The sequence below is a fragment of the Pseudoalteromonas sp. R86517 genome (assembly GCF_042466295.1).
Lineage (GTDB): Bacteria > Pseudomonadota > Gammaproteobacteria > Enterobacterales > Alteromonadaceae > Pseudoalteromonas > Pseudoalteromonas atlantica.
The window spans coordinates 1,853,797-1,877,186 of the sequence record NZ_JAXHCB010000001.1; the positions used below are offsets into that span (position 1 = coordinate 1,853,797).

Below are 23,390 nucleotides of genomic sequence, written 5' to 3' on the forward strand. Positions count from 1 at the left end.
ACCAGTGGCTAGTAAAAACAAAAACGCCCGCAACTTAGTGCGGGCGTTTAGCGTTAAAAGTATAGCTTAGGCTAAAGCACGTACTAAGCCTTGGGTATTTTGTTTAAGTTTACGGGCAATCATAAAGTAGCCAAGCGCGGCTACAAACACCCCGCCCGACACAGGCCCTATTAGCCAAATTGTTGGGTGCAACTTACCGGCTAAGTCAAACATTTGCTGCTGAACAATCAGCAAGGCTACATCACTAAATAATGCAGCTACAAACCCGGCTAAGCCACCTAATAGCAAAAACTCATAAAGCGTCGCATTTTTAATTAGCCGCCCTTTGGCGCCTAACGTTCGCAGTATTACTATTTCTTGCATTCGCTCGCCAAGGCTCGCTTGCACCTGAGATATAAGCACTAATGCGCCACACAACACCACAATAGCAAGCACAAAGCCAATAGCTAACGACACCTGCTCAATGGTTGATTGTATTTGCTTAACAAAGTTATCTACATCGATGGCGGTAATGGTTGGATAAGTGCGCAGTAACTGGCTAAACGCTTTCTTTTGCTCTGGCTCTATACGCACAGATGAAATATACGTTGCCGGAAAATCTTTTAGCACATCGGGGCTTAAAATAATAAAAAAGTTAGGTTTTAGCGTAGCCCAATTTACTTTACGCACACTGGTAATTTTGGCGTCAAATGATTGCGCACCAATTAAAAATGTTAAGGTGTCGCCTATTTCTACGTCTAGGCGCTCTAACATAGACTCCTCAACCGATGCCTCACCCACTGCGTCTTCACCAAACCACTGGCCTTGCACAATTTCGTTTTGGGCTGGCACATTATCAAGCCAGGTTAAGTTAAGCTCACGGCCGATGCCTGAACGCGCTTCTTCATCTTTTTTCTCGTTATCTTGCAACGACACTTTACGTGCAACAAGCTCGCCATTTACCGCATTTACACGCCCACGAATGGTTGGATAAAAATCCGAAACTAAAATATCGTTCTCTGCTAGGTAATTATTTACAGGCTCTAGTTCGTTTTGCGTAATATTAACTAAAAATGCATTAGGTGCATCGGCGGGTAATTGAGACTGCCAATCTGAGATCATGTCATTTTTAAGCACAATCAAAAACAATAGCAATTTTATCGCCAATGAAAAGCTAATAAGCTGCACCGCATTTACGTTGGCACGCTTTTGTATAGAAGCAATAGCTAACGACCAACTGTTGCCTGGTTTTAAGCCTAATTTACGACCACCGCCAAATATTAGTTTTGAAATAACAAACAAAACCGCAATCAAAGCAAGCGTAGAGACAAATAAAATAAGCGTTATTTTAATGTTATTACTAAATAACCACATTAATAAAAACACCGTAAGCGCGCTTAAACCTAGGTGCACACGGCTTACCGCTAGTCTGTCGCCTAAATTACGGCGCAATACTCTAAGCGGTGGAATATCAAATAAATCAAGCAGTGGCTTAATAGAGAACATAACTGCACATATAACCCCTGTGCTAATGGCCACCAGCCAAGGTTTAAACCCGGCGGCAGGTAAGCTCATATCCATGCTTTTTGCTAAATAACCAGTGGCTATTTCTTGTAAACCGTAGCCTATGGCTAAACCCACAATAACCGCTAAAGCACACACCATGAGTAAGTGCATAAAATATATTTTACGAATTAATGCACGGCTTCCGCCAAGTGTTTTCATCATTGCTACGGGGTCGTATTGGCGCTCACAATAACGCTTTGCCGACACAGCAATAGCAACCGTAGCCAAAATAATGCCCAGCAAACCGGCCAGTAATAAAAAGCTTTCGGCACGGTTTAAGCTATTTGATATGGGCGACTGCCTATCTTTTACGCCATACCAACGTTGGTTTTCAGCCATTTGCGGCTTTAACCATTCATAAAACCGGGTTATATCTGATTCATCGCCTGCGTAGAGTTGGCGGTAATTTACGCGGCTGCCAGGTTGAATAACCTCAGTTTTTGCTACATCAGCAATATTTATAAGCACTCTGCGGCTGCTCGAAAATACATTAAACGGCGCATCTGGCTCTTCAACCACCACTTTTTCTACATTAAATACTGCTGCGCCTAGCTCTACTTGGCTGCCAATATCAATATTTAAGCTGTAAAAAACTGATTCGCTTAGCCACACATTGCCAGGCTTCGGGCCGCCTTGCGCTACTTGTGTTTCGCCAAGCAATGATGATTTTACTTTTAACTCGCCTTTTAACGGGTATTCGTTAGACGCCGCTTTTACCGAGGTAAATTGCATCTCGTCGTTGGCAAATAACATGGTGTCAAAGTAGATCATTTGCGCAGTTCGTAAGTTTTCTTGTTTGGCTTTGCTAATAAACGCCGTATCTAGCTCATGGGCGCTTGCCAATACTCTATCTGCGGCAATAAACGCGCTACTTTTTTGCGCTATGCTTTGTGCTATTCGCTCAGTGACCATAGACAGTGTAAGCACCGTTAACACCGCCAGCGCAATGGCGGCACTAATTACCGTAAGTTCGCCGCGGCGAAATTCACGCGCAAATAATTTAAGCGCTAACTTAGCCCACATTCGCTACGTCCTCTTTTGAGTTTTTAACTAAGCAGCCCGCTTCAATTTGTACAATATGCTGGCACTTTTGCGCGAGTGCTTCATCGTGAGTTACTAAAATTAGCGTTGTGCCGTGCTGCTGGTTTAAATCAAATAATAGTGACTCCACCATTTTGCCGTTTTTACTGTCTAAATTTGCAGAAGGCTCATCGGCAAATAAAATTTTAGGTGTGCCAATAAAAGCGCGGGCAATGGCTACACGTTGCTGCTCACCACCAGAAAGTTGCGATGGGTAATGGTCAATACGATGGCTCAGCCCCACTTTTTCTAATAGGGCTAGAGCTTGCTCTTTGGCATCGCTTTCGCCAGCAAGCTCTGCCGGCAGCATCACGTTTTCAAGTGCGGTTAAGCTTTGTACCAACATAAAAGATTGAAATACAAAACCTACTTTTTCAGCACGCAATGCCGCGCGTTGCTCTTCATCTAATTTATGTAGCGGCTCGCCATCAAGGGTAATTTCACCACTGCTGGCGGTATCTAGCCCCGCTAATAAACTTAATAACGTGGATTTTCCTGAGCCAGAGGTGCCAACAATAGCAACTGACTCGCCATGCTTGACATTAAAGCTGATGTCGCTGAGGATGGGCAACTCACCTTCGAAGGTAGAAACTACTTTAGACAAACCATTTACTTGAATAATATTTAATTGAGAAAGCGCTGACATATGACTCATTCAATCCTACGTTTTGTATTCGTTTTATTTTTAGTTATCAAACCACTTAGTGCGGCGGCCGACAACACGATTTTAATACTTGGAGACAGTTTAAGTGCAGCCTATGGGCTTAAACAAGAGCAAGGCTGGGTTAAATTGTTACAAGATAAATACGATGCAGAGCAGCGTAATATAGAGCTAATTAATGCCAGTATTAGTGGCGAGACTACCGGTGGCGCTTTACGCAGGCTAGATGCCTTACTGGCGCAATACCAACCAAGCCATGTACTTATTGAGCTTGGTGCTAATGATGGTTTACGTGGTTTTCCGGTAACAAAAATGCAGGCCAACTTAACGGATTTAATCGAAAAAAGCCAAGCTGAAAATGCCATGGTCGCGTTAATGGAAATTTATATTCCCCCTAATTACGGGCCGCGTTACAGTAAAATGTTCACTGACAGTTTTACACAAGTAAGTGAAAAAACAAATGCTCATTTACTTAACTTTTTTATGCTTAATGTGGCAGATAAGCCAAACTTAATGCAAAGAGATCAATTACATCCAAATAAAGAAGCACAACCGCTGATACGCGATGAAATGTACGACTCGATCAATCAATGGCTAAATAAAGATTAGGGCGTGTTGTTTGGTGGCTTAACATGCGCTGCACGGCATGTGCTTACTAAGGGCGATACGCCCTTAGCTTAAAGTTTTTCAGCTCATTTGCACAATAAACACGCAAACAAACAATCACTTATTGATTTTTAATAAAATATACGTACTATTGCAAACAACGTCGGTATGTAGCGCAGCTTGGTAGCGCACTGTCATGGGGTGTCAGGGGTCGCAGGTTCAAATCCTGCCATACCGACCATTTAACCTCCTCTTTATTTCTTTTTCACTGTCATTTTTCTGTATTACCTTGTATACCTAGCATTAAATACTGTGTGTTTAAGGATGACTTATGAAAAAGCGTATTGTGTTTCCCCTGCTTTTATCTCTTTTTATTTCAAGCTTTGCGTTTGCCCAAGGTAGTTTTCGACTTAAAAACGGAAATCTATTAAGTGTGGGTAAAACTAAATCTGACATTGTAGCTGTAGTGGGCGCACCACTTTATAAAGATGTGCTTAATGAAGCTGTTGATATTGGTAATGGCGACAAATTAGTTAAAACAGAAGAGTTTACTTATAAACTAAAAGGCTCGATTGGTGGGATGTACATTGTATTGTTCCGTTTTGAAAATAATATTGTGACCAGTATTAGTTCAAAACAAGTCGCCAGGCTTTAAATATATTAGAGTTAGTTTGAAGCAGTTAAAAGCGCCATACGGCGCTTTTAAAGTTTTTATTAGTGTGTACGCCCTACGCCGTTACGCACCATGTCTTTGCCATTTTCAAATACTTCGGCTGTTATGCCACGCGCCAGTAATAACTGTTGTTTGTCGTCAAATACTGCAACAAAATGGCTGCCGTCTTTATTGCTTGTAGCCATACCTACACCCGATACACCTTTTAAGCCTAAGCCGCCGTTTTCTACCATAACTAAAAAGTTCTCTAGCTCTGCTAGGTTGTCGATTATGTCGTGCTCATTATTCATAAACTGCTCTCTGTAAATCTGCTTGGTTAATGCCTATTCGCAAAACGTAACCACTAAATTAAGTGAATAGGTATAAATTTCTTGGGCGCTATTTTAAAGCCCATTAAAATAAACATAAACCTTTGTATCGGGTTATTAAGTATATTTAGTACTAGCGCTTAAGGTTAAAAGCGCTCTACATTCAGTGACAAATTACTTAATGCGCAACCATACGGCTGGGTATTAATGCGGTAATAATCCGTATTTTTTGTGGCAGTTAAATTTATTAAAAGGTCATCTTGTTGCCCTACCGCACTTTGCTCTTGGCTTAGGCACATAGCTTGCGTAAGCGAGCGTAGTTTTGAATCGGTTAAAATATTGGCAAAACGCTGCACCGGTAAAGGCGGTATTTTAACAGGCGCTAATGCTTGGCTAATGGTGCGCTCGCTAAGTTCAAACCCGGTATTAGTAATATCTATTACACTGCGAGCAGGCCAGTACGAGTAGTTATAGCTACTTGCTTTTTGCTGCGTACTTAAATACGCAACGCCACTTTGCCCTATTACGGTCATTAAATTTCCTTTGTTGGATTTAATAACAACGAGGGCTGTGTTTTCATCAATACCAAAACCGTGCTTAATATCACCGTTTTTTTGCTTTGCGGTATTTAATGTACCCGCTAGGTTTAACGTTTGATTTTGCTCACTAAAGCGGGTGCTCAGTGGGCCATAGGTAAACGTGTTTAACCCGTTAAGTGAAGTAGCCTGTGGAGCAAGCTTTGCTTTTAATACCGCTTCGCTTTGGTGCTGTGAGAGATAGACGTTTTCACTTTGTATTTTGCTTCCTGCACCTAGCCCTACAATAACTTGGCGAGTTTTAAGCGCATTCGTCCAGGGGTAGGCAGTATTATTTTCATCATACAGTGCTTTTAAAGCATTTTTAGCCTTGCCGTCGCTAAATAAAACACCGGTACTGGTGTTTATTAAATTAACTAACGCCTCAACCCCATTATTACAAAGTGTTTGCTCAGCCTTTGTGAGCTCGGGGTATACATTACTGCGATTATACAGGTTCATTTGTGAGTGACGCAGCGCCGGTAAATCACTACAGGTATTGTTAGTAATTGCTTTAGCAAGTGCTGGTGTAAGCGGCAACCATTGGCTGGTTACACCTTTTGGTAAAAGCGCTTTAAGCGCCTCTACCTGTGCGTATGGGTCGCGCTGGGCTGCGCTAATAATTAATAAGGAGGGTGTTGGGTTAGCAACCTTTAAGCTCCCCGCTATAAATTGCAATATGCCGTTGCTTGGTGGCTCAGCTTTTGGGGTGGTGTTTGCATGAGGTTGTTCAAGCATATCAAACACAAAGTTAAACTCTTGCTTTGTTAGGCTATTAAGTTGCTCGTTGTTTATATCGCGCCATTGCCAAAGCAGCTCACTTTTAGAGACTGCGTTTGCATTTTTGCTACTAAGCGCACGTAAGGTATTTAAAACATTTGCTTGGTTATTTGTATTGTTAGTCGGCCAATTTAATTTTATTTGCTCAATATTAGTATTGGTTACCTTAAACACGCTTTGTGAATTTGAGTTATTTTGCGTATTGCAACTTTGCGCCGCATTAGCACTGCAACTATTAATTGTACTACCGGCTAAAATAAGGGTTTGCTCTTGCTGCTGGGCAGCCCCTTTAAATGAAAAAAAAGTAAATAAAACGAATATAAAGCTCACTCGCTTAGTAAAAAAAGCACGGGTACGCATAACGCTCTCAAAAATGATCTAAATAGGCGTTAAGTTTAACAGCATGTAATGGCAGGCTAAATAGTAAATGTAAATCGTCAATGTTTGCGACACATGGCATTAGTGTATAAAGCTAGTTACAAAAGCGCGATGTGCGTTTTACGCAGCCAATACTCTTACATTTAATCATTAACCTTACTTATTAGGCTTACTCTGTTTTACAAACAAATTAGAGGCTATATCAATAGGGTAATTATCATTTATTAGCTCGCTAATAAATTCAGAACACGCAGATGGCGGAGCAATTAAATAGCTTTTATGCTTAGCGCGCGTTATCCCTACGTACAATAAACGTCGCTCCTCTGAATGATTAAAGGTATCTTGTGCGGGCAATAATGCCTCAACAAGTAAATTACCAGAGTTATCGCTTGGAAAACCTAACTTGCCCTGCTCAAAACCTATAATAATACAGTAATCGGCTTCGAGTCCTTTTGAGCCATGCAGTGTCCAAAAGTGCAGTGGGTTAGCAACGTTGTTACCTGCTAAATGCTGCTCTACCTCACTAAGCATAAACCGATAGCGGCTCAATACGGCAATACTGGCCGTGCTATTATTTTTATTAATTGTGGCTATGATTTGCTGCACTTTTAGTGCTACTGACTTTTTACCTTGGTTTAAGTCGTCAAGTAACACAACTTGAGGGGTGCTTACTTGCGTATGTGTGGTGATGTGCTTTTTATATTGTTCAGGGTTTTGCATTACAAAGCGCCCCGCTACCTCACTAATACTGTTGTTATATCTAAACGTTTTTTGCAATAACGTGAGTGAGTGACTGCCTATTAAATCGTTAAACTGCGTGGTGAGCGCCAAATTACCGCCTGAAAACCGATAAATAGCCTGCCAATCATCGCCAACCGCAGTAAAACAAGGTTGCGGGCCACTCTTTATTAATGTATTTAAAAACGCCATGCGTGCGCATGAAATATCTTGAAACTCATCAACTAAAATGTGGCGCCAAGGTACACTTACCTCCCCCGATTTAACCGCCTGAGCTGCGCTTGCAATCATGTCGTCAAAATCAATAGCATCTTGCTCTTTTAATTTTTCGTAGTATGCACGCTGCATTGCCACCAATAATGTTGCATAACTTTTATGATTTATAATGCCACTTTTAGCTATTCGCGCTGCAATTTGAGCGTTAGATAGTTGCTCACCCCGTATTGCGCTTAGGCAGTTTAAGTATTTGTTTATATTTTGCTTTAACAGCCCTGTTGCAGATAAACGCTCGTACACTGCCTGGTTATCTAAGGGGTTAATGTTCACTTTATGTTTTTGTAGTTGTGCTTTTAAACGCTGCTCAAGCTGAGCTTCTTGCCAATTGTAGTGAAATGTTTGCACCAACGCATGGCCATGTTTTTTATGGTGCGCGCGTACATATTTTATATGCTCGCTATTGTGCAAGTTAGGTGCATGCTGCACTGAATTACCTTGCCTATCTGTCACAAAATGTGCCAAGTAAACCTGGTGCTGTGGCAAGTAAAAATCGGCAGTGTCATCATTTTGGTAAGTGTGTTCAATACCATACATATAAAGCCAGTTGGCAATTAATAAGAGCTGATAACTGCTTACTTTTAGCCCCGATAGGGTGTGATAGGTTTGTGCTTTTATTGCGGTTTTAGTTGCGGTTTTAGTTGCGGTTTTAGTTACCGTATTGAGGCTATCAGTAGGTTCATACAGGGTCTCAACAAAAGTTTTACAAAAACGTGAGTCTGTTTTTAGGGTATTACCAAGCCACTGTGTAAACCATTTATTAAGCGCCATAGCATCGTTTGCAAAAGGCGATAAACTACGTGTTTTATTAGCGCTTTGCAGTAACTTAAGCCCCAGCGCATGAAAGGTTAAAATAGTAGGCGGCGTAACGTTTAAGTTTGCTTGTTGCGCCCTTAAATTAAAGCGTTGATTTAATTCGTTTGCTGCATTTTTATTATAAGCAAGTATCAATATTTGCTCGGGTTTTACACCACCATGAGCAATTAAATCCAGTGCCTTTGCAACCATTACTGAGGTCTTGCCAGTGCCTGCGGCCGCTAGCACTAAATTTTTGTCGTTATTGCGTATAACAGCAAGGCGTTGCTCGTGTGTAAGCGGGTGTGATTCAACCACATTATAAAAGTCGGCTCTTGCCGTTAGTGTTTTTTGCTCATAACTTTTACGTAGCTGCTCTGTGGCATGCGCTACTGTTGGTGAGCTACTTAAAATAGTTAAAAACTTAATATTAATGGCCGATAAATGCTGCTGCCATAGTGCAGGTATTGCGCCGTACTGCTGTGCCAGTGAAAACACCGCCGATTTTAATAACGGCACGTTTGAGTCGCGAAGATACTCGTTTGTTGCATAACGTTTTACAAGCGTTTTTGCTGTATTCACTTTTTCTTCTAGGTGATTGGCAAAAACACTGTTTAGCTGCTCACTAAGCGTTTGAGCCTGCTGTTTATTTAAAAAGCTAATTACCGTTTTTTTATTATGGTTGAGGGTTATTTTCGCGCTAAACAGGCCTTTTTTAAATTGGGTAAAATTAGTAAAGTCGCTAATTAAATAGGCGCGTGAAGTATTATTTTTAAAATGTATAACGAGTGAACTTTGCTTAATAGTAACGGTGCTAATACGCGTAAAAAAACGTCCTAACCAGCTTGGAGTGGCAATAAACTGCGCCATAAAACCTTGAATAAACTAAAATTAAAAATAAATTTTATCACAGTTTAAACGCCAAGGCGCGCCGCGCCTTAAAAGTGGCAGCCTGGTTAACCAAAGCATGTACAAGCAGGCCTCATAAATAGCCCAAAGGCTGTGTACATTGGGTGTTTAAACTGCGGTAAACTCCTCCTAAAACAATCAACAGGCCTTAAGTATTTACTCTAAACAGGTGTTTAAACTTGCTTAAACTTTACGTTTGAATATTGAACAAATTGCACTATTAGTTTAATGTGAAGCTTTTATTAAACGAGAAATAATATGGATTTAACTAAGGAAGAGTTAAGTTTTATTTCGTCTGTTGTAGGCAGTAACAAGGACAATACAAACGATAACTCGCAGCTTAGCTTAAAAACGGCTTTGCCAGATACACTAAAAGGTTTGTTGTCTCACGCTAAATTAACCATGTTAGCTGAGGTGGGCCATTATCAGTTGTGGCTTCCGCTTGAGTTTAAGCTCAACGATGACGGCTACTTGAACCCCGTACTGAGTGCGCCTGAGGTAATTGATACCGAAGGTGTAGACAGAAGCTGGCGTTATTCAGACCTGCATTTACAAAGCGAGCGCTTTTATGTGCTTTCGCTCTCAAGCAGTGGCGTGCTATTAAAGCCGCGCGATCATCGCTATAGCCTTACCCACGCGCAACATATTACGTTTAAACTACCCAATAAGAAAAAAGTCACTCTGCTTATAGATTTAGTCCGTAAAACTAATTTAGGCTATGCCGCAAAAATTGTCAGTATCAAAAGTGGTAAAGAGGCATTACGTGAGTATTTATTTGAAAAACATAAACGTGAAAACGCCACCTTGTACGAAAACACGGCAGGTGTAACTGAGCATTTCTAGTTGCAGGCCGTTAATTGCAGCGATAAGCTAACGCCTTTATAAAGCGACAAGTTAAAGGCACACAATGAGCGACACTTTATACCCAATTGGTACCCCTAATAAACCATGGAACGACAGTGATAAAGCAGCATGGTTACAACTTCAACAAAAAAAGCGCGATTATAACCAGCTCGTAGTAAGTAAAATTACCCAGCCTAATGAGTTTTTAGATGTTGAGCAGTACGGCGAATTAAATTATTCGCCGCTTAGCTTTGCACTTTATTTATTTAAAAGTAAAAATTGGCAAAGTGATCGCCCTACCGTGTTAATTACTGGGGGTGTGCACGGCTACGAAACAAGTGGCGTTATGGGTGCGCTGGCATTTGCTCAAACCGCTGTTGCACCTTATACAACGCGTTTTAACTTTATTATAGCACCTTGTATTAGCCCGTGGGGTTTTGAAACCATAAACCGCTGGAACCCAGAAGCTATTGATCCAAATCGCTCTTTTTACGATAACAGCCCTGCTCAAGAATCTGCAGCTATTATGAAATATGTAGCCTCGCTAAACACTGAGTTAGTTGCGCATATTGATCTGCACGAAACCACAGACACAGACAACAGTGAATTTAGACCTGCTTTGGCGGCTCGCGATGGTAAAATTAACACCAACTGGAACATACCAGATGGTTTTTATTTAGTGGCTGATAGCAAAAAACCAGCACCTGAGTTTCAAAAAGCCATTTTAAATAGTGTTGAGAAGGTGACGCACATTGCCCCCAGTGATGAAAACAATCAATTAATTGGTGTACCGCAGGAACAATTTGGCGTTATCAATTACGCAGCACGCGAATTGGGCTTATGCATGGGCTTTACCAATGCCCCTTATGTAACGACAACCGAAGTATACCCAGATAGCCCAACTGCCTCAGATGAGCAGTGTACTCAAGCGCAAGTTGCTGTTATTACCGGCGCGTTAGATTATTTAAAGTCGCTTTAGGGGCTTTAAATACCCATGTGCAATAATACGTAATCATTTTTTGGGGCTAAACGTGTCGCTACCTTCGTTAAAAAACTTTCATTTAAGACTGCATGGATGCAGAAGGGAGAGCAATGCAGGAGCAATTGCCAAGAACAACTGAATAGCGGATTTTTTGACAAGCTATCAACACGTTTTTCTAGCCTCAAGATAGCTAACTTAATTATGCAAATTGGTATAAGTTATAAACTAATTGAAATTAGGAACCTACGATGAAGTATAAAAATAAGCATGCTGAGGTAACTTTATCCGTTGAGGGCAATATAGTTATTGCCAAATTTAGCGGAAATTTAGACCTAGAGCTATTGGCCAACTTTAAAACTGCCCTTTTTGATACAGTGGCTGAATTTGAAGGTAAGCAATGGGGTTACATAAGCGACTCATCGTGTGTACTTGCAGCTACGCCCGATGCAGAGCAAGAAATGGTCGCCATAAGCACACATATGCAGCACACTAACTGCTTGATAAGTGCATTTGTCCTCACCTCCCCTATTGCTATAAGCCAAATGCAGCGAATAATGCAAAACGCTAAACGCGATGTAGATTTTAACCAATGTTTATTTGATAACCTAGATGCTGCAAAACGTTTTATTTCATCGCAATTAAATAATGGCGTGAGCTAATTTTAGCCCAAGCCATTGCTAGTTTTTATAAAACTGGCTTGTTTTAGTAATCGCTATATCAGGGTTTTCTACAGCGGTAATAACAAAGCTAACTGGGGTCACTTTTGTTGCTATGTCGTAGCCATCGGCGGTGACTGTAACCGGAATTTTTTTCATCACTCCTGGCAATACCAAAATAGAGCTTGGCGCACTAAGTGTGGCCACAGGTAGGCCTTCAATGGCTACGCCGTAGTGCAATGGCTGCTGGGTTTTATTGATAATAGTGAGTGTGTATGGGTTTTCTACCAAGCCTTCATAATTTACACGGTATAAAGCGTTTCTGTCGCGCAGTACCGATGCCTCTATTGGCGTACGTTGCAATACCCACGCAACCATAGAAATAATTAATACCCCTGTTAATAAACCATACCCCACTAATTTAAGCCTAAATGGATTGGTTTTTTTACCTTCTAGCTGTTTTTCGCTGGCGTATTTAATTAACCCTTTTTGATAGCCAAATTTATCCATAGTGTCGTCACAGGCATCTATACATAAGCCACAATTTATACACTCGTATTGCAAGCCATTACGTATATCTATGCCCGCGGGGCATACCTCTACACATAAATTACAATCAACGCAGTCGCCTAAATTAAGGGCTTTAGGATCAGCTTTGCGTTTACGAGGGCCTCGGTTTTCGCCGCGCTTTGCATCGTAGCTCACTACCAATGTATCTTTATCAAACATCACCGATTGAAAGCGAGAATACGGACACGCCACGTTACACATTTTTTCGCGTAAAAAGCCGGCATTTCCATAAGTACAAAATGCAAATAAAAACACCCAAAAGCTGGTAATGCCCGACCACTGTAAGGTAAACATTTCAAGGTATAAACTTTTAGCGGGTATAAAATACGCCATAAACGACGTTGCAGTAAGCAGCGATATAACAAGCCACGCAGCATGTTTGGTTATTTTTTTACGCCACTTTAATGCACTCCATGGTGATTTATCTAACTTTATACGCTGATTACGAGTACCTTCTATACGTTGCTCAACCCAACTAAACATTAACATCCAGATTGTTTGGGGGCAGGTATAACCACACCACACGCGGCCAAGCCAATTCGTGACAAAAAACAAAGCAAACGCGCCTACCATAAATAGCAGCGCTAAAATCATAAAGTCTTGCGGCAGTAAGGTTAAACCAAAAATAGTAAACTTTTGCGTGGCTACATCAAGTAGTACGGCTTGCTCACCTTTGTATTGAATCCAAGGAATGGCAATAAACATAAGCATAAGTAACCAACCAAGGTTACGGCGTATTTGTTGGTAAAAGCCTTTTTGCTCACGAATATAAATAGGCCCTGGTGTGTTATAGGGCTTGATGATCATATCTTCTTCTTTAATATCAAACTTCATAGTAGCTACTTAATAGTGACGGTATTAATGCTACTTTTGCAACTTTCAGACCAAGCTGAAACTTTAATTAAGTAATTGATATTAAATAAATTTATAAATTAGCAATAAAATTCATTCGCGATATTTAACGAATACCGCGATATATCACGTATTTTTGCTTATTCCTAGTTTGCGCATTTTTGAGCGCAAAGTGCTCTCGGGCAGGCCTAATTTGCAAGCAGCGCCTTTATCGCCAGATATTTGCCACTGTGATAATTCAAGCACCGCAATAATGTGCTGTTTTTGCGCCTCTGCAAGCGTAAGTGATGTATTTACAGCCGTGCTTGCATCGCCATGCAATGGCTGACTCAGTTTAAGGACAGTATGTTTAGTTAAAATAGCTTCGCGCTCTAGTACGTTTTGTAACTCGCGAATATTACCAGGCCAATCATAAGCTTGTAGTTGGCTAATCGCTTTTTTACTCACCCCTTTTATTTGCTTTGCTAAGCGTTTATTTAGTTGAGTAATTAAATTGGTGCATAAATAAGGAATGTCTTCTTTGCGCTCTTTAAGCGCAGGCACTTTAATAGGAAACACATTAAGGCGGTAATATAAATCAATTCGAAAGGTGCCTTTTTGCACCATTTGCCATAAATCGCGATTGGTTGCTGCCAATACTCTAATATTTACCTTAAGCGTAGTACTACCGCCAACCCGTTCAAACTCTTGCTCTTGTAATACCCGTAGCAATTTACTTTGCGCTTCTAATGGCAGCTCAGCAACTTCGTCTAAAAACAGCGTGCCTTTGTCGGCCAGTTCAAAGCGGCCTTTACGTCGCTCGTTTGCACCGGTAAACGCACCGCGCTCGTGGCCAAATAATTCAGACTCTAACAAGCTTGGCGTAAACGCTGCGCAGTTCACTTTTATAAAAGCTTGATTACTGCGTTTACTTAACCGGTGTAAGTTACGCGCCACCAGCTCTTTGCCTGTTCCATTTTCACCTAAAATTAATACTGTGCTGTCGGTTTCGCTAACGAGTTTAATTTGCGCCAACATAGCTTGAAAAACATGGCTTTGGCCAACTAAACCTGAGTCTTGCCAGTCTTCGTTAAGCTCTGCAATTAGGTAGTTATTTTCATCTTGCAGCTGCTCACTTAAATGCTTAACTTGCTCAAGCGCTTGCTTAAGTTCGTTTTGGGTTTGCTGCTGCGCCGATATATCGCGAAATACCGCGACCGCACCAATTAACTCACCTTGCCTGTAAACGGGGGTTGATGTGTATTCTACTGCAAACGAGGTGCCGTCTTTGCGCCAAAATACTTCGTTTTTAACCTCGCGGCGTTTGCCATCAAACATGGTGCAATATATTTGGCATTCATCGGCTGGATAAGGAGAGCCGTCGGCGTGGCTGTGATGATGATATTGGTGTATTTTTTTGCCCAACAATTCTTGGGCTTTCCAGCCTGTCATACGTTCAGCGGCTGGATTAACAAACACCGCATTGCCCGATAAATCAAAGCCGTAAATGCCCTCTCCTACTGCATTAAGTAAAAGTTTGGGGTCATTTAAAAATTGTTTTATCATTGCATCATCCTCGCGAAATATCACGATTATTATGCCATAAAGTGACGCGCTAAACAGTTAAATAAAGTGGCCTTTAATATAAGGCTTAAATAAAGCGTTAATATCTATTTTTGCATTTAACTTTGCCGCAATTAAATAAAGCCCAGCTAGCTTACGATGTATAAACAACGCATCAACGGGCGGTGTATGCCATTGCTGCGACTGTGCGCTTAGCTCTAACCCTGCATTTTTAATATTCGTTGCTAAGGGGCTGTTTTTAAAATCAAACTCGCCAGTGGTTCTTAGCGGCTCACACGCCATTAGAAACAAATCAATAACATGGCTTTTGTAAGAATCTAGTAGGGTATCTTTAAAATAACCTATTTCTCGTGCTGCGCTTAACACGCCCGCCCTATTGTTTTCAGTGCCTGCAATAAATAGTGACAGGTAAGCCTTGCTCAATTTACTCGAGATCTCTCGGGTTGCCCCAAAGTCAAATAACACAATTTGCTTACTCTGAGTCTGATAATGAAAATTAGCAAAGTTAGGATCGGTTTGAATTAGCTTAAACTCAAACATTTCTTTAAAAAATAAATCTATGAGCCTAGCTGCAATGTTATTTTGCTCACCTTGAGGTAAATTGCTAAGCGCTTCTATAGGCGTTGCTTGTACATACTCCATTGCCAAAATGCGTTTAGTGTTGTGAACGCCATATACTTTAGGCACTTTAAAATTAACGTGCTGGCTTAGCAACTCACCGTATCTGTTAAGGTAATGTGCCTCGCGTTCATAATCAGCCTCGGCAAGTAGCTGCGCTTTAGCCTCATTTATTAGTGGCTGTATATCAAGCTCTTTAGGGATTAACCGCGCAATGTTTAATAGTGCAATAACATTGTCTACATCGCTATGTACACTTTGCGCTATACCTGGGTATTGAATTTTTACCGCCAGCTTTTCACCATTTTCTTGATAAGCTAAGTGCACTTGGCCAATAGACGCCGCTGCAAATGGCCTAAGTTCAATATGCGAAAAACGATTAAGCCAGTCTTCACCCCATTCACTTTTAAGTACCTTAACTAATTGATTGTGCGGCATTGGGTTTGCATCTGCGCGAAGCAATGCGAGTAATTGAGTAAGTTCAGGGCTTAATAGCTCGCCAGCATCCATAGACAGTAATTGCCCTAGTTTCATGGCAGCACCACGAAGGTGTGCTAGCTGAACAGCTAGTTTTTCTATGTTTTTAGGTTGTAAGAGTAAAGCTTTATTATTCCAACCATTACCCGAGAGCGCACTTTTAGTGCCATCTATAAGCATGTTGGTTGCAACACCACTGGCTAAGGAGCCAAGCTTTGCAAATCGAGAGAGTCTTGAGGTAGGTATGCTGCGCGAAGCTGCCATTATAAAAACCTAATTAGCCTGAGAAACAGGCTAATTAATACGTATATTTTACTGGGCTCGATCTAATTAACCAAACGTTTTGGTAATAAAACTAGCGTAAGCAGTGTGCTGTACATTAAAGGCGCGGTACTAATTTAATTGCCCCTTCAACCACTTTCATATCAAGGGGTAATTTGCTTAGCAGCATCATTTTAGGGTCATCCATATTTAACGTATAAACAGGGTTGAGGGCTAAAAAAGCATTAATTACTTCCATCGCTTCATTATCAAGCGCCGCTAAATTACCTTTAAAGCCACCTGCATCCACACTCGAATCTAGTAGTTTAACATTGCGTAAAAACACGGCTTTTTTTTCACTGTCGTAAAACGGGCTACCTTCAATTTGCAGCTTTAAGCGTACTGGGTATTTTAATGCAAATGCATTTATTTCTGCACTTGAGTCTGCACCAAGTACTACTACATCACGGCTATCTGGACCAATATTTACACTTAAATCGTTTACATCAAACTGCACTGGCAGCCCCATTAAGCTCACCTTTTCGCTTAACTTAGGCAACTGTTTACCTAGCACACTTTCTACTTCTGAGCTGGTAAATGAGTAAACAGACACGCCTTGTGTAGAATTACATGCGCTTAAAAATAGTGTGGTTAAAAACAGTAATAAAATTCTCATGCTAACCTTTATCCTCGTTGTAATTATAAAAAAGCCGCTTAAACAGCGGCTTTTATTATGCAATACCTGTATTTAATACAAGTTAATTACATATTATGCTGTAAAAATAGTTTTAATTTTAGCTAGTGTGTCAGGCTCAACTGAACCCTTACTGAGCGCTAATAGCTGCTTTAAATAATAGTTTAAATCAGCATGCTCACCACGGTGTTTATCATCAAGCATGGCGACTTGCTCTGCCATTCTAAGCGCTGCATTTTGCGAGCTTACATTGGCAAGAATTTCCATTCTTGTAATAAGCTGTTCACTACTAAGCGACGTCGCTAACGGAGCTTGAAATTGGCTTGGCACTACATCGTTGTTTTCAAGTGCAGTGATCAGCGCTTCAAATTGCGCATGCTGCGCTTGGCTTGTAAGTAAAGCTAGCTTTTCGTCAATAGCACTTAGTAATGCTGCCACTTTTGACGCAAGCGATTTATATTGCGCGTAGCCTTTTACTTTGGTTTCTAGGTCGTGCAATTGGGCTTTTTGATTTACTTGCTCAAGGGCACTTTCTAGCTCAGCCAGTTCTATTGCAGCTTGTTTATCTGTTTCGTTTTGAGCCAGCTTTTGCTGCTCAAACTCACTGCTACGTTTGCTAAAGGTTTCATCGTTATATTGGCGAAACTTTTGCCACAGCGCATTTTCGGCTTTTAAACCTGCAAAACCTATACTTTGCCATTGCTGTTGTAATTGCTTTAACTCTTGGCATGCTGCAGCTAAATCTTCACTTTGCGAAAGCGCTGAGGCGCGCTCCACTAAGGCATTTTTTTGTGCTGCGTTACCTTTATGGTATGCATTTAATATAGCAAGTACGCTCTGCTGCTGTGTTTTAAAGCTTTCGTTTAATACGCGGTATGTTTTAGGGTCAACTTTACCCACGCTACGCCACGCTTTATTTAAACGGTTGTATTGGCTTTCAAACTGCTTCCAATCAAAGCTTTCAATAGCGGTGTCTTGCTCGCTTAGTGCTTGCATATCGTTTATCAGTACTTCACGCTGGGCTTTTGCAGCTTCGCGCGCCACTTCTTGCTCGGCAAAGTAACTACGACACGGTGCAAACAACAGCTCTATGTTGCTATCAAACTGCTCACCTTGTTGCTTTTCTTGCTCTGTATCTAAACGGCCAAGCTCGTTCCAACGCTTACGAAAGGCTTTAACTTGCTCAGCACGCTGTTGTGGGTCGTCACACGGCTGGTCGACTAACCCGGCCACTTCTTCAAGTAAGGCTTCGCGTTTTGGCGCGGCTGCGTATTTTTGCCAATCTTTTGCTTCTGCAAGTTGTGCTTCTAAATCGGCTTTTAAATTTACTAGTGGCTGCTGAAATTGCGGTGTTAACTTATCAAACAACTCTTCAAAGCCTTTAAATACACCAAAAGCAACATTAAAGCGGCCTTGCTCAATAAGGCGTTTTACATCGCGTGCTTTACGTTTGGCTGTGCTTTGGTTTTTTTCAAGCGGTTTTGTCAGCTCACTCATTTGCGCTAAAAACTGCTTTTTATGCGTATTTAATTGCGATTTAAAGTTTTGCTGCAATGCCCCATCAACCACATTTAAATGGCTACGAGTTTGTTTAAATGCGTTATTAAAACGAGTTAAAACATCATCGTAATCAGCTAGCTGCTGCGCAGGCTCAATTGCTTTAAGCTGTTCAAAAGCAATTTTATACTGTGCAATTGCGCTACTAAGCTCTGGTAGTTTAGCCACCTGATTGAATAGTTTTTCAAGCTTTGTAATAACTTGCTTAGTTTGTGCGTTATCGCCGTGTTGGGCATCGGTTAACGTTTGCTTAGCTTGCGCTACTTTAGCCTCTAACCAATCTTGCTGAATTTGCTCTGGGGTTTCTAAGCCTAATTGCAACGCGTTTTCTATTTCTTCGCTCAATGCCTCAAGTGTTGCCAGGGCTAATAATTGGCGTTGTTGCTCGGCTAAACGCTGCTGTTGTTGCTCGTGCTGAGCTTTTAACGTAGCAATATGCGCATCGAGTTTATCAGTAATGCTGATGTATTTTTTATCTAGCTCTTTAACGTGCTCTTCGCTTAACCATTTAAGTTCAAGTGCTTGCCACTGCGCCATTAATTCGCCGGCTTGTGGGTTTACTATGGCGTAATCGTTTTTATCTCGCAGGGCATTTAGCTTAGCTAAAATAACGCGTGTTGCGCTCTCTACCTGAGCGGGCATTTCAATCGCTAAGCGTTCGTTTTCAATGTGTTGCTCAAGCTGCTGCTTAGCATCGCCTTTAGCGTGCTTTACTAATGGCTTAATAAGTTGATGCGTTATAACGAGCTCTACAAGTTGGCTTTGAAGCTCTTCGCTGCCCTCTTTAAACGCTTTTTCAATTAATTTAGGATTAGCTAAGCGCTTTAAAAGTTTAACGCGTACTTGCAGTTCTTTCTCTGCAAAGGCGAGTTTTTCTAGTGTTTTAACCGGTGCAAAACGGTCTATATACTCACTTTTAATTTGCGTGCTCAGTGCGCTTTCGTTGTTTAACACTGCGTTTGAAATTTGTATTTCGGCTACATCTTTTAGCGCGTGATCTTGTTTATAGGCTTTCCACCACAGTGGTAAGTTATTTACTTTTTGTAATGCTTTGCGGCGTATTTCGGCTGAGTTATCTTCCAGCGCTAATGTGCTTAAAATTGATGCGTCGCGCTCTACATCAAGTTTTTCAATTGCGTCTAGACGAACTTGCTGCTTTGGGTGTTTCCACTTAGGTGTAAAAAGGTGTTTAAAGATCATGTTCACTAAACCTAGCTATTTCGTTTTCTGATTTAAATTCTTTTTGTAGTTGTGCTTTTGTCTTTTGGATCATTTCGCCATTAGCGCCAATGGTAAATTGCTCGTTTGATTGCGCTATTTTAGCTTGGTAAAGCATAACAAGTTGCACCGTTTGTTGCTTTTGCTCATCAGAGAGCGGCGTGCCATCGGGCCATTTACCGGTTGAAGCACCGTACTGTAAACGCTCAAATAATTCTGGGGTTATATTTTGTACAAGGTTGTCAATATTCATGTCATCTTTTCTTTTTTAGAGTCACTAAAATAACGCGGTTTACTAAGTACCAAATACAGCCGACACCAATCGCTACTGTATACGCGTACCATTGCAGGGTTTCTTTTGCGGGTTGTAAAAAGTATAAACAAAAAAAGCTACCTAAAAATAGTATGAGCGCCAAGAAAGAATGGTTCATAAACATTTGCTGTTTTTTAATTCGCTGTTCGCGCTGAAGCTGTTGTACCTGCTCAGAGTTAAGCGCGCCAATGTTACTATTGCAATGCGGACACTGCTGATGTTTATCTGAAATTGATTTTGCACATTTGGGGCAATGAATAATCGCCATACTACTCTCCATACTACGCATAAAAAAAGCGCCTTGCGGCGCCTTTTATTGTACTTGTTTTATTGCTCGTTGTCTTTTTTGAATTTAACCCAGTAGTCATCTACGGATTGTTTCATTTCTTTGCGCAATAACATAATGCCAAATAAGTTAGGCAAGGTCATAACGACAATTGCAACGGCTGCTAATTTCCATACTAAAGTGGTATCGGCAAACGAAGCCCAAAAGAACGCAGCAACATAAAATACGCGATACGGCATAACTGAGCGATTACCAAGTAAGTAAATCATGGCACGGTCACCGTAGTACGACCACGCAATGGCAGTAGAAAACGCGAATAACAATAAGCCTATCGATACTATGTATTGGCCGCTATCGCCAAAAAAGCCTCGGGTAAACGCTTTAGTTGTCAGCTCTGCTGAGTGCACTAACGATTTACCTATTAAACTAATGCTGTCGTCGGTTGGCATACCGTTTTTAACTTCAACAATCCCTGTGTACTTATGTTTGTCGGTAATACCAAAACGTATGTCTTCACCAATTGAGCGTGAATGTAATACGGTAAAGCCATTACTTGTTGGCTCGCCATTAACTACATCAATGTTGCCGTTGAATAGCTCTACCTTGCTATCATTACCGTTTAGGTAATTGTATAGCTCTTGGCGCTGCGCTTCGTTGGTTTCAGAGTAGTCACCTTTAATAATGCTCATTGACGATCGTTCAAAATGTGTTTCGAATTTTTCATTCCACACACCCGACGATAAAATAACTAAGCCTGTTAATGTACAAATAATAATGGTATCGATAAACGGCTCTAAAATTGAAACCATTCCTTCAGACACAGGTTCATCAGCTTTTGCCGATGCGTGGGCAATGGGTGCAGAACCTTGACCGGCCTCATTTGAGAACAAGCCACGGTTTACACCTCTGTTAAATGCATACGCAAAAGAGGCACCTAAAAAGCCACCGGCTGCAGCAGAGCCTGTAAATGCATCAACAAATATTGACGCAAACGAAGGGCCGATGTTTTCAATGTTATAAAAAATAACACCTAACGCACCTATGATATAAATCACGGCCATAATGGGCACAACGCGTGATGTAATAGCAGCAATACGACGAATACCACCTAAAATAACCAACGCAAGTAAAATAGATAACACAGCGCCGGTTGCCATAGGTGCAAAACCAAATGTGGCTTCCATACCCTGCGCTATGTTATTAATTTGTGGCAAACTGCCCGTACCAAAAGAGCTAATTACAGTGGCAACGGCAAATAAAATAGCAAGCCACTTCATGTTTAGGCGTTTATCCATGTAATACATAGGGCCACCCGCCATGGTGCCATCTTGGGTTTTTTCGCGGTATTTATGTGAAAGCGTAACTTCTACAAATTTGGTGGTCATACCAAAAAATGCCGTCATCCACATCCAAAATAATGCCGCGGGGCCACCAATAGAAATAGCCAAGGCTACCCCACCAATGTTACCTGTACCTACCGTACCAGAGAGCGCAGTAGCCAGTGCTTGAAAATGAGTTGTGTCACCCTCAGTGCCTTTTTTATCAAATTTGCCTGTAACTACTTTACACGCATGTTTGAAATAACGAATTTGTGGGAACTTTAAATAAATAGTAAAAAATAGACCGACTCCTAGCAGCACATAGGGAAACCAAACTGCGCCCCCTAACATGCCATCTAGGCTATCTAAAAGTTGTCCGAATGCATCCACGCTAAATACCTCTTATTATTTTATTTGAGACTGTTGATTGTTTATTACTTACTCAGAGCTAGGTAATACGATAACTAAGCTATTGCGCACTTTTATTATTTGTTAATTTTGTAATAAAAAAGGGCAACATTTTAATGTTGCCCTTACCTTATACTAATTTATCTTAATTTATCAACGACATTTACGATTGCCGCTAAAGTATCTTGACCAAATTGATACGAGCGGCGGTCTGACCAGCCGTAATCTGGGTCTGGTAAGTCGTTATTGTCTTTAAAAGGCATCTCAATTGTGTAAGTAAGTGCTTTAAATTCTTCTGCCGTTGCAGATGAGCCAACTGTTAAATTAGCTTTGCCCGGCTCGTCTTTATCGTAACCGTGCTCATCTTGAAACTCTGGCGTTATAGTAAGTAGCGCTGCTTTAAAGCTATCTTCTAAGTCTTTTAAGCGGTCATCGTAGCTTGGAATACCTTCACTGCCTGCCACAAAGTTATAAGGAATAGCTTCATCACCGTGTATATCTAAATGCATATCGAGGCCAGTTTCGCGCATTTTATTCAGTACTAAATACACTTCCGGGCTATTTTCCATGCTAGGCGTTTGCCATTCACGGTTTAAGTTAACGCCTTTTGCGTTAGTACGAAGGTGACCACGTACGCTGCCATCTGGGTTCATGTTTGGTACTACATAAAATACAGCTTTTGATAAAAGAGCAGCGGCATGCGGGTCTTCATCATCTAGTAGTTTGTGTAATAGCCCTTCTACAAACCATTCTGCCATAGTTTCGCCTGGGTGTTGGCGCGCGGTGATCCAGATTGTTTTTTTATCTTCACTAGGCTGACCAATTTTAAGCACGCTCATATCACGGCCATCAAGTGTTTCACCCAATGTTTGTAATTGGCAAAGCTCTTCGCTTTGCGCCCAGGCTAATAAATCTAAATGACGGTCGTAGCTATATGGCGCAAAGTAAGCAAAATATACACTGGGGCATTCAGGCTCTAGTTCAAAGGTAAGCGTGCCATTTTCGTAATTTGAAGGTACACGGAACCATGTTTGACGGTCGTATGAGGCAACAGCCTGGTAGCCTTCCCATCCATCTGGGTAGGCAGAGTTTTCTAAATTATTAATGTTTAACTTATGCAGTTGATAAGGCGTTGTTTCTAGACGAAAGTGAAACCACTGGTAAAATTCAGACTGGTGATCGTTGTTTATCTCTAATTGAATATTCAACGGATCGTTGGCTTCGATAACCTTTATGTTACCACTATCAAAATTGCTGCTGATTTTCATGAAAAAACCTTAAGGTAGAATAAGTTTATCTGCTTTGTTAGGCACGTTGATATTTTGGATTAAATTGACTCTATTTTTGGTTACTAAATTACAAAAAAGAGCGGCCTAAAAGTGCAGAACTGACACTATTTAAAACCTGTACTGTGGATGATTAAGCTATCTCAAGCAGATTGCAGGTTAAATA

19 protein-coding genes and 1 tRNA gene are annotated in these 23,390 nt (G+C 41.1%); 6 read left to right on the top strand and 14 right to left on the bottom strand.

What is annotated here, in order from left to right; all coding sequences use genetic code 11:
* Positions 1 to 66: 66 nt before the first annotated feature.
* Positions 67 to 2,568, bottom strand: a complete 2,502-nt coding sequence (locus SJY38_RS08300) for an ABC transporter permease (protein WP_377109600.1) — start codon at positions 2,566 to 2,568, stop codon at positions 67 to 69.
* The gene (locus SJY38_RS08305; protein ID WP_004587268.1) at positions 2,558 to 3,271 is read right to left on the bottom strand and encodes an ABC transporter ATP-binding protein; all 714 of its coding nucleotides are present in this window, start codon (positions 3,269 to 3,271) and stop codon (positions 2,558 to 2,560) included. The genes SJY38_RS08300 and SJY38_RS08305 overlap by 11 nt, the downstream gene beginning before the upstream one ends.
* Here SJY38_RS08305 and SJY38_RS08310 point away from each other — a divergent pair, their 5' ends adjacent.
* From SJY38_RS08310 to SJY38_RS08320, 3 genes are all read left to right on the top strand, one after another.
* Positions 3,272 to 3,895, top strand: a complete 624-nt coding sequence (locus SJY38_RS08310; RefSeq protein ID WP_024032180.1) for an arylesterase — start codon at positions 3,272 to 3,274, stop codon at positions 3,893 to 3,895.
* Positions 3,896 to 4,056: 161 nt separating this feature from the next.
* Positions 4,057 to 4,133, top strand: a tRNA-Pro gene (locus SJY38_RS08315).
* A gap of 90 nt (positions 4,134 to 4,223) precedes the next feature.
* Complete coding sequence (locus tag SJY38_RS08320; RefSeq protein ID WP_377109602.1) at positions 4,224 to 4,547, top strand: hypothetical protein; 324 nt, start codon at positions 4,224 to 4,226, stop codon at positions 4,545 to 4,547.
* A 59-nt stretch (positions 4,548 to 4,606) separates the two neighbouring features.
* On the opposite strand, the gene SJY38_RS08325 is transcribed toward SJY38_RS08320, so the two are convergent.
* The 3 genes from SJY38_RS08325 to SJY38_RS08335 all read right to left on the bottom strand — a co-directional run bounded on the left by SJY38_RS08325 (position 4,607) and on the right by SJY38_RS08335 (position 9,282).
* Positions 4,607 to 4,855, bottom strand: coding sequence for a hypothetical protein (locus tag SJY38_RS08325; protein WP_004587250.1), 249 nt, complete (start codon positions 4,853 to 4,855; stop codon positions 4,607 to 4,609).
* A gap of 164 nt (positions 4,856 to 5,019) precedes the next feature.
* Positions 5,020 to 6,588: a cyanophycinase gene (locus SJY38_RS08330; RefSeq protein ID WP_377109603.1), complete on the bottom strand. Its 1,569-nt coding sequence runs from the start codon at positions 6,586 to 6,588 to the stop codon at positions 5,020 to 5,022.
* Between the two features lie 174 nt (positions 6,589 to 6,762).
* A complete protein-coding gene (locus tag SJY38_RS08335; RefSeq protein WP_377109604.1) occupies positions 6,763 to 9,282 on the bottom strand; it encodes a UvrD-helicase domain-containing protein in 2,520 nt (839 codons plus the stop codon).
* A 297-nt stretch (positions 9,283 to 9,579) separates the two neighbouring features.
* Here SJY38_RS08335 and SJY38_RS08340 point away from each other — a divergent pair, with 297 nt between their 5' ends.
* The 3 genes from SJY38_RS08340 (at position 9,580) to SJY38_RS08350 (ending at position 11,805) form a co-directional block, all read left to right on the top strand.
* Positions 9,580 to 10,164, top strand: a complete 585-nt coding sequence (locus tag SJY38_RS08340; protein WP_377109605.1) for a hypothetical protein — start codon at positions 9,580 to 9,582, stop codon at positions 10,162 to 10,164.
* A gap of 64 nt (positions 10,165 to 10,228) precedes the next feature.
* The gene (locus SJY38_RS08345; RefSeq protein WP_024032190.1) at positions 10,229 to 11,143 is read left to right on the top strand and encodes a M14 family metallocarboxypeptidase; all 915 of its coding nucleotides are present in this window, start codon (positions 10,229 to 10,231) and stop codon (positions 11,141 to 11,143) included.
* 251 nt (positions 11,144 to 11,394) lie between these two features.
* Positions 11,395 to 11,805 carry a hypothetical protein gene (locus SJY38_RS08350; RefSeq protein WP_377109606.1) on the top strand — a complete coding sequence of 137 codons (411 nt, stop codon included), beginning with the start codon at positions 11,395 to 11,397 and terminating at the stop codon, positions 11,803 to 11,805.
* An 18-nt stretch (positions 11,806 to 11,823) separates the two neighbouring features.
* On the opposite strand, the gene ccoG is transcribed toward SJY38_RS08350, so the two are convergent.
* The 9 genes from ccoG to SJY38_RS08395 form a co-directional block, all read right to left on the bottom strand.
* Positions 11,824 to 13,206 carry a cytochrome c oxidase accessory protein CcoG gene (ccoG, locus tag SJY38_RS08355; protein WP_377109607.1) on the bottom strand — a complete coding sequence of 461 codons (1,383 nt, stop codon included), beginning with the start codon at positions 13,204 to 13,206 and terminating at the stop codon, positions 11,824 to 11,826.
* A 144-nt stretch (positions 13,207 to 13,350) separates the two neighbouring features.
* The gene (locus SJY38_RS08360; protein WP_024032193.1) at positions 13,351 to 14,769 is read right to left on the bottom strand and encodes a sigma-54-dependent Fis family transcriptional regulator; all 1,419 of its coding nucleotides are present in this window, start codon (positions 14,767 to 14,769) and stop codon (positions 13,351 to 13,353) included.
* Between the two features lie 57 nt (positions 14,770 to 14,826).
* Positions 14,827 to 16,146: an ABC1 kinase family protein gene (locus SJY38_RS08365; RefSeq protein ID WP_377109608.1), complete on the bottom strand. Its 1,320-nt coding sequence runs from the start codon at positions 16,144 to 16,146 to the stop codon at positions 14,827 to 14,829.
* 115 nt (positions 16,147 to 16,261) lie between these two features.
* On the bottom strand, positions 16,262 to 16,819 hold the full coding sequence (locus tag SJY38_RS08370) for a DUF1439 domain-containing protein (RefSeq protein WP_248451114.1): 558 nt from the start codon (positions 16,817 to 16,819) through the stop codon (positions 16,262 to 16,264).
* Between the two features lie 93 nt (positions 16,820 to 16,912).
* Positions 16,913 to 19,594: a DUF349 domain-containing protein gene (locus SJY38_RS08375; protein ID WP_377109609.1), complete on the bottom strand. Its 2,682-nt coding sequence runs from the start codon at positions 19,592 to 19,594 to the stop codon at positions 16,913 to 16,915.
* A complete protein-coding gene (locus SJY38_RS08380; RefSeq protein ID WP_004587239.1) occupies positions 19,584 to 19,865 on the bottom strand; it encodes a YeaC family protein in 282 nt (93 codons plus the stop codon). Before SJY38_RS08380 ends, SJY38_RS08375 begins: the two co-directional genes overlap by 11 nt.
* Before the next feature lies 1 nt (position 19,866).
* Positions 19,867 to 20,193: a hypothetical protein gene (locus SJY38_RS08385; RefSeq protein ID WP_377110202.1), complete on the bottom strand. Its 327-nt coding sequence runs from the start codon at positions 20,191 to 20,193 to the stop codon at positions 19,867 to 19,869.
* A gap of 59 nt (positions 20,194 to 20,252) precedes the next feature.
* Positions 20,253 to 21,920, bottom strand: coding sequence for a sodium:alanine symporter family protein (locus SJY38_RS08390; RefSeq protein ID WP_004587237.1), 1,668 nt, complete (start codon positions 21,918 to 21,920; stop codon positions 20,253 to 20,255).
* Between the two features lie 158 nt (positions 21,921 to 22,078).
* Positions 22,079 to 23,206 (bottom strand): M14-type cytosolic carboxypeptidase, encoded by a 1,128-nt coding sequence (locus tag SJY38_RS08395; protein WP_004587236.1) that lies wholly within the window; start codon positions 23,204 to 23,206, stop codon positions 22,079 to 22,081.
* Positions 23,207 to 23,390 lie beyond the last annotated feature (184 nt).